Origin of the sequence: Roseomonas chloroacetimidivorans (genome assembly GCF_049629625.1) — a bacterium.
In the GTDB taxonomy this organism is placed as follows: domain Bacteria; phylum Pseudomonadota; class Alphaproteobacteria; order Acetobacterales; family Acetobacteraceae; genus Roseomonas; species Roseomonas chloroacetimidivorans.
In genome coordinates this window covers 1-7,181 of the sequence record NZ_JBNBZS010000154.1, presented here as the reverse complement: position 1 = coordinate 7,181, position 7,181 = coordinate 1, and the positions used below count along the sequence as shown (strand labels likewise).

The window sequence follows — 7,181 nt, the reverse complement described above, 5'->3', positions numbered from 1 at the left end:
GCCGCGCCAGGAAGGCAAGCCGCTCGTGAGAGCAGCAGACAGTCAATTGAGACAGGTCAGGCGTGGTCCTTCGCCCTGGCGGAAACTGATGGGGCCAAGCCTGAATGGCAATGACAGCAAACCGTAAACGCCTGTTGCTGGTGGTGTTCGCTGTGATCGCCGCCGGCGGAGGCTACTTCGCTTGGAAAAAGCTGGGCAGCAGCGGTCTTCCCGAAGGAGTCGCGAGCGGAAACGGTCGCATCGAGGCGGTTGAGATCGACGTCTCAAGCAAGACTGCAGGCCGGGTCCGTGAGATCCTGGCGCGAGAGGGTGACTTCGTCGAGGCTGGCCAGGTACTCGCCCGAATGGACACCATGCAGCTCGAGGCGCAAAGGCGCCAGGCCGAAGCGCAGCTGCAGCGGGCAACGATCGGTATCGGCACGGCTCAAAGCCTTGTGGCACAACGCGAGGCAGAGCGCACAGCAGCTGTGGCCGTGGTTGCGCAGCGGCAGGCTGAACTCGATGCGGCAAGCCGACGGCTGGCGCGGTCCGAGCAGCTGGCGGCCTCCAACACGGTCTCTGTCCAGACGCTCGACGACAATCGAGCGACGGCCCAGGGTGCGCGGGCTGCTGTCGGCGCGGCGCAGGCGCAACTGGCCGCGTCGGAAGCTGCTATCAATGCCGCCCGGGCCCAGGTCGTCGATGCCGAGGCATCCGTGGATGCCGCGAAGGCCTCCATCGAGAGTATCGTGGCCGATATCAATGACAGCACGCTCGTGGCGCCTCGGGCGGGGCGTGTGCAGTATCGCGTGGCCGAACCCGGCGAGGTTCTCTCGGCCGGTGGGCGGGTCCTCAATCTGGTCGATCTCGGCGACGTCTACATGACCTTCTTCCTGCCGACGGAGCAGGCCGGACGCGTCGCCATCGGGACGGAAATTCGCCTCATCCTCGATGCCGCCCCGCAATACGTCATTGCCGCTACAGCGAGCTATGTCGCGGACGTGGCGCAGTTCACCCCCAAGACCGTGGAGACGGCGGAGGAGCGCCAGAAGCTGATGTTCCGGATCCGGGCGCAAATCTCGCCGCAGCTGCTGCAGCGCTACATCAGGCAGGTGAAGACTGGACTGCCGGGCATGGCCTATGTCCGGCTGGATCCGCAGGCCGAATGGCCAGCCCGCCTGAACAGTCAGCTGGTGCAGTAAGTCACATGGAACCGGTTGAGCAGAGGGGGGCTGAAACGCCGCCCGTCGTTCGGATCGAGGGCGTGACCCTGCGCTATGGCAAGACAAAGGCCCTGGAGGCAGTCGATCTCGACCTGCCTTCCGGCGTGATGGTCGGACTGATCGGGCCAGACGGCGTCGGCAAGTCCAGCCTCTTATCGCTGGTGTCCGGCGCTCACGCGGTACAGGACGGGACGGTGGAGGTGCTGGGGGGCGATATCGCCAGGTCAGATCATCGGAGTACGATCTACGCTCGCGTCGCATACATGCCGCAGGGCCTCGGTAAGAACCTTTATCCGACCCTGTCCGTCTTTGAGAACGTTGATTTCTTTGGAAGCCTCTTCGGCCACGACAAACGGGAACGCGAGCGCAGGATCGCCGACCTGCTGCGCAGCACCGGCCTCTCGCCCTTCGTGGGACGGCCGGCTGGCAAGCTTTCCGGCGGTATGAAGCAGAAGCTCGGACTCTGCTGTGCGTTGATTCACGATCCGGACCTGCTGATCCTGGATGAGCCCACGACTGGCGTCGACCCGCTGTCACGCCGCCAGTTCTGGGAACTGATCGACGAGATCCGCCAGGACCGCCCGGGCATGAGCGTCATCGTCGCAACGGCTTACATGGAGGAGGCCGGCCGCTTCGACTGGCTGGTGGCCATGGACGGTGGCAAGGTATTGGCTACCGGCACCCCCGAGGATTTGCGTCAGCAAACCGGCGCTGCCACCCTCGATGCTGCTTTCATCGCGCTGCTGCCGGAGGAACGGCGTCGCGGTTACCAGGAGGTGGTCATTCCTCCACGGGCCGATGGGGAGGGCGAGATCGCCATCGAAGCCGAGCATCTCACGATGCGCTTCGGGGATTTTACGGCCGTCGACGATGTCAGCTTCCGCATCGGGCGGGGGGAAATTTTTGGGTTCCTCGGCTCGAATGGTTGCGGCAAGTCCACCACCATGAAAATGCTGACCGGCCTCCTGTCCGCCACGGAGGGGAAAGCACGGCTCTTTGGCAAGGAGGTGGATGCCAATGACATGGCGGCCCGTCGTCGCATCGGATACATGTCGCAGGCGTTCTCTCTCTACACCGAGCTGACCGTGCGACAGAATCTCGATCTGCATGCCCGTCTCTTCGGACTGGAGCCCGTCAGCATTCCGGCGCGCATCGAGGAGATGGTCGCGCGCTTCGATCTTGCCGAGGTCACGGAGGCACTGCCGGATTCCCTGCCGCTCGGCATCCGCCAGCGTCTTTCCCTGGCCGTGGCGATGATTCACGCACCGGACATCCTCATCCTGGACGAGCCGACCTCAGGCGTCGATCCGATCGCCCGCGACAGCTTCTGGCAGATCCTCTCCGACCTGTCCCGCAAGGACAAGGTGACGATTTTTGTCTCCACGCACTTCATGAACGAGGCCGAGCTCTGCGACCGCATCTCCCTCATGCATGCCGGAAAGGTCCTTGTGAGCGACAAGCCGGCGGCCATCATCAAGAAGCGCGACGCGGCCACTCTCGAAGAAGCGTTTATCGCCTATCTTGAGGATGCCATTCGGGAGACAGGGGCCTCTACGGGATCCGAACCCAAGGCAGCTGCCGTCCAGCGCCGCGATCAGAACCCGGCGCCATCTCCCAGGCAGACGCATCGGAGGCGGATCTTCGACGCCCGCCGGATGTTCGCCTATACGCGACGTGAATCCCTCGAGCTACGCCGGGACCCGATCCGGGCGACCCTGGCCATTCTCGGCAGCGTGATCCTGATGCTCGTGATGGGCTATGGCATCAATATGGATGTCGAGAACCTTTCGTTTGCTGTGCTCGACCGCGATGACACGACGGTCAGTCGTGACTACACCCTGCAGATTTCCGGCTCCCGCTATTTTACCGAGAAGCCGCCGATCACCGATTATGCCGACTTGGATCGCCGGATGCGCAATGGCGAGCTGAGCCTGGCCATCGAGATTCCGCCCGGCTTTGGGCGCGATGTCGCCCGCGGCCGCGCGGTGGAAGTCGGGGCCTGGATCGACGGCGCAATGCCCTCCCGAGCTGAGACCGTCAGCGGCTATGTGCAGGGCGTGCATCAGAGCTGGCTGACCCAGAAGGCCCGGCAGCTCCACGGCGATGCCGCTGCCTTGGGGAGCTTCCAGCTCGCCGTCCGGTACCGCTACAATCCCGATATCCAGAGCCTGGTGGCCATGGCGCCGGCCGTCATTCCGCTGCTCCTCATGATGATCCCGGCGATGCTGGCCGTGCTCAGCGTTGTGCGGGAGAAGGAGCTCGGATCGATTATCAACTTCTACGTGACCCCTGTCACACGCCTGGAATTCCTGGTGGGCAAGCAGCTCCCCTATGTCGCCCTGGCCATGTCCAATTTTGCCATGTTGACCGCCGTGGCGATTTTCATCTTCCAGGTTCCATTCACCGGCAGCTTCCTGACCTTCACTGCGGCTGCTTTCCTTTATGTTGTCATCACGACGGCGATGGGCCTGGTGATCTCGACCTTCATGAACAGCCAAATCGCCGCGATCTTCGGTACCGCGCTGCTGACCCTTATCCCGGCCGTGCAGTACTCCGGCATGATCGATCCTGTCTCATCCTTGCAGGGGGCGGGCGCGCTGATCGGACGGATCTATCCCGCGACCTATTTCGTGACGATCTCCCGCGGTACCTTCTCCAAGGCGCTAGGATTCGGCGACCTGTGGGCTGACTTTGTGCCCTTGCTCATCACCATTCCGGTCCTTCTTCTGCTGGGGGCGATGCTGCTCCGCAAGCAGGCTCGCTGACCATGCAGATCAAGAACGTTCTGCAACTGGGAATCAAGGAGCTGCGGGGCTTGGTCCGCGACCCCATGCTGCTCGTGCTGATCGTCTACGCCTTTACTCTGTCGATCTATACTGCCTCGAAGTCGACGCCGGAGACGCTCAACCAAGCTGCGATCGCGATCGTCGACGAGGATCAATCCCCCGTCTCTGCACGCATCATCACGGCTTTCAACCTACCCTATTTCGCGATCCCGCGGATCATCTCTCAGTCGGAGATGGACCGCCGGATGGATGCCGGACTGGATACCTTCGCCCTCGACATCCCGCCAAATTTCCAACGCGATCTCCTGGCCGGCCACGCACCGACTATCCAGCTCAATGTCGACGCCACCCGGATGACCCAGGCTTTCTCCGGAGGCGGTTACGTCCAGTCGATCGCTTCGGGCGAGATCAGTGAGTTCCTGAATGGCTATCGCGGAGGAGCGTCGGTTCCAATCGACCTGAACCTCCGCTCCCGTTTCAACCAGGAACTTAACAAGGGATGGTTCGGGGCCATTACCAACGTCATCTCGTCTGTGACCATGCTGTCGATCATCCTCACCGGAGCCGCGCTCATTCGGGAGCGCGAGCATGGCACGATCGAGCACCTGTTGGTCATGCCGGTGACGGCCACCGAAATCATGGTCAGCAAGATCTGGTCGATGGGGCTGGTGGTGCTGGTTGCCACGGGCTTTTCGCTCACCGTTGTCGTCCAGGGGATTCTGGCGGTGCCGATCCAGGGGTCGATCGCACTGTTCCTCGTGGGAGCAGTGCTGCAACTCTTCGCAACAACCTCACTGGGCATTTTCCTGGCCACGGTCGCAGGCTCGATGCCGCAGTTCGGCCTCCTGCTGATGCTGGTGTTGCTGCCTTTGCAGGTTCTCTCGGGCGGCGTGACACCGCGCGAGAGTATGCCCGAGATCATTCAGATCATCATGTATGCTGCGCCAAATACACACTTCGTGATGTTGGCGCAGGCCGTACTCTTCCGGGGTGCCGGCTTGTCTGTGGTTTGGCCACAGCTTCTGGCGATGGCGCTGATCGGATCTGTGCTCTTTGCCTTTTCGCTACGGCGATTTCGAGAATTCCTGCGGTGACGGCGAGGGTCTGCTGAGCGATGGCGGGGTCGCGAAATGCAGGGCTAGGTCACTCATTCGCCGCTGGGGCAGATGCGATGGCTCGTTGCGGAAGGCGATATCAGCTTCTGGGTGGCGACGTTTGTCATTGCCCTCTTGCTGATCGCAGCGAGCTCAGCGTTGTTCCTGTACCTGCCTCGGCTGCGAGCCTGGAGACGGAACAGGGAGGAGCAGCGCGCCAATGGCGAAGAAAGAATGGAACGCGTCGGTGAAGACCATTGTAGGTGGCACGAAGGGAGCCGCTGTCGCTCTTGAAGTTCCTCCGCAGTCACATGTGTCGCGACGGAAAACGCGAGAGAAGTCGTGAGGCAGACCGTACACGAAGGGAGCTCGACCATGGAGAGCCGCTCAGCGAACGACAATCGCCGCACGCTACCCAGTCCGGTGCGGCACGCAATACTCTGGGGCCTCCTTTGTAAGGCGCTTGGGGCTGAGCTTGCCGCGCGGAACTTGGGCGACGGTACCGACGTTGTGCAGAACAGCAATGGTGAGACCTGGCAACTCGTGGACAGCCACACGGAAGAATGCCGCATTACCTGCGGGTTTCTTCATCGTCACCATCCCGCTGCAGGTAGTCGTATTTACATACAGGTCACAGTTTCACTGCGGCCAGGTGCCTGACCGTGATCCGCATCAATCCGGTCTCAGAGTCCATCTGGCCGCAGACGGCACGCAGACCGGCCTGGAACTTGGGACCTTGATAGCCGCTGTCGGCGTAGAGCTTCAGCAGGAATGGGTAGAGCCCGAACAGCGAGCCCATCAGCAGCACGCTGCCATCGCGGTCCTGGATGTCGGCGGCGTGAATGATGGCCTGCATCAGCAATCCCTGGGTTTCGACCAGGACATGCCGCTTCTTGCCCTTGCTCTTCTTGCCCGCGTCGTAGTCGGACGGGTCGATGCAGCGCCCGCTTTTTCCGCCCCTTTGACGCCTTGGCTGTCGATGATTGCTGCTGTCGGACTGGCCTCGCGTCCCACCTGCTCGCGGCACAGCACGTAACGCGCGTGGTGGATGTGATCGAGCGTCCGGACCGCGTCCCAGCGCCGGAGATAGTCGTTCACCGTGCTCCGCAGCGGCAGGTCCTTCGGCGGCGCCGCCCACTGGCAGCCGGTGCTCAGGATGTACATGACCCCGTTGACCACAGCGCGCTCATCGACCGTCCGCTTGTTGCCGCCGCGCTTCGCGCGCGGGATCAGGGATGCGATGATCGACCACTCCTCATCGGTCAGATCGCTCGGGTAGCGTAGCTTGCTGCGGTCGTATTTCGGCCGGTTCTCGGGCGTCCACATGACCACCCTTCTCCCGGCTCGCGCTATCTCACGCCAGTCACAACCGATTCAGATGACTCACCTTGTTTCCGGACGGATACTCATGGGCCCGGATCTGTCGAGCGAACGCTTTCTGTTGAAAGGGCATCACCCGCGCACCGCCAGGGCGGGTCGTCGGGCGGTTGCTCACGGATGGTCGGTAAGGCACCGTCGAGTTGTTGTTGCTGAAGGCGGCCGGAGCGTGCAGGAGGACGATGGAGAGGAAGAGTTCGAGCCACGGCGGCGCAGCCCGTGACGTCTGCCCGGATTTCGGACGTACGCGTTCTGGTTGCACGGTGCTGGTCGGCGGTAACCATGTCGCGCCGGAGGTGAAGGAGGTTATTGATCCCGTGGTTGGCCGGGAGGAAGCGCTGCCCTGGCGCGATGACTTGAACCGTTCCAGCTGTCGCTCTCGTCGTCGTGTCGGCTCAAGGACGTTCTCCGCCCGATTGTTCAACCCCATGTGCTGCCGGTGCCCGACGGAGAGCATCATGTCCTTCTTCGCGGCACCGTAGCTGGCCAGCTTGTCCGTGATCATGACCCGTGGTGGTCGCATCTGCTGCCTTAGCAGTTTCCAGAGGAGTTGCTTGGCCGCTTGCTTGTCCGTCGGCTCTGTACCAGCACGTCGAGTACCATCCCGACCTGATTGACGGCACGTCAGAGCCAATGCGCCACGCCGTTGATCCTGAGTGCGACCTCATCCAGGTGCCACCTGTCACGGGCTCGCGCCATCCGGCGGCGGACCCAACTGGCAG

4 protein-coding genes and 1 pseudogene are annotated in these 7,181 nt (G+C 62.5%); 3 read left to right on the top strand and 2 right to left on the bottom strand.

Going from position 1 to position 7,181, the window contains the following annotated elements; translation table 11 throughout:
* Positions 1 to 140: 140 nt before the first annotated feature.
* From ACO1BU_RS35200 to ACO1BU_RS35190, 3 genes are read left to right on the top strand one after another with little or no spacing between them, the layout of a single operon-like run.
* Positions 141 to 1,181: an HlyD family secretion protein gene (locus ACO1BU_RS35200; RefSeq protein WP_424140552.1), complete on the top strand. Its 1,041-nt coding sequence runs from the start codon at positions 141 to 143 to the stop codon at positions 1,179 to 1,181.
* A gap of 5 nt (positions 1,182 to 1,186) precedes the next feature.
* Positions 1,187 to 3,967 carry a ribosome-associated ATPase/putative transporter RbbA gene (gene rbbA, locus ACO1BU_RS35195; protein ID WP_424140551.1) on the top strand — a complete coding sequence of 927 codons (2,781 nt, stop codon included), beginning with the start codon at positions 1,187 to 1,189 and terminating at the stop codon, positions 3,965 to 3,967.
* Between the two features lie 2 nt (positions 3,968 to 3,969).
* Positions 3,970 to 5,082: an ABC transporter permease gene (locus ACO1BU_RS35190; protein WP_424140550.1), complete on the top strand. Its 1,113-nt coding sequence runs from the start codon at positions 3,970 to 3,972 to the stop codon at positions 5,080 to 5,082.
* Between the two features lie 682 nt (positions 5,083 to 5,764).
* Here ACO1BU_RS35190 and ACO1BU_RS35185 read toward each other — a convergent pair.
* Together ACO1BU_RS35185 and ACO1BU_RS35180 are read right to left on the bottom strand one after the other, a co-directional pair.
* Positions 5,765 to 6,408: pseudogene (locus ACO1BU_RS35185) on the bottom strand (IS5 family transposase); the annotation flags it as partial.
* A gap of 37 nt (positions 6,409 to 6,445) precedes the next feature.
* Positions 6,446 to 6,982 (bottom strand): hypothetical protein, encoded by a 537-nt coding sequence (locus ACO1BU_RS35180; RefSeq protein ID WP_424140549.1) that lies wholly within the window; start codon positions 6,980 to 6,982, stop codon positions 6,446 to 6,448.
* Positions 6,983 to 7,181: the final 199 nt, after the last annotated feature.

What these genes read in the sequence shown, in the direction of transcription:
- ACO1BU_RS35180 (WP_424140549.1), bottom strand. Translation starts at nt 6,982, where the DNA reads ATGCGACCACCACGGGTCATGATCACGGACAAGCTGGCCAGCTACGGT.
- rbbA (WP_424140551.1), top strand. Translation starts at nt 1,187, where the DNA reads ATGGAACCGGTTGAGCAGAGGGGGGCTGAAACGCCGCCCGTCGTTCGG.
- ACO1BU_RS35190 (WP_424140550.1), top strand. Translation starts at nt 3,970, where the DNA reads ATGCAGATCAAGAACGTTCTGCAACTGGGAATCAAGGAGCTGCGGGGC.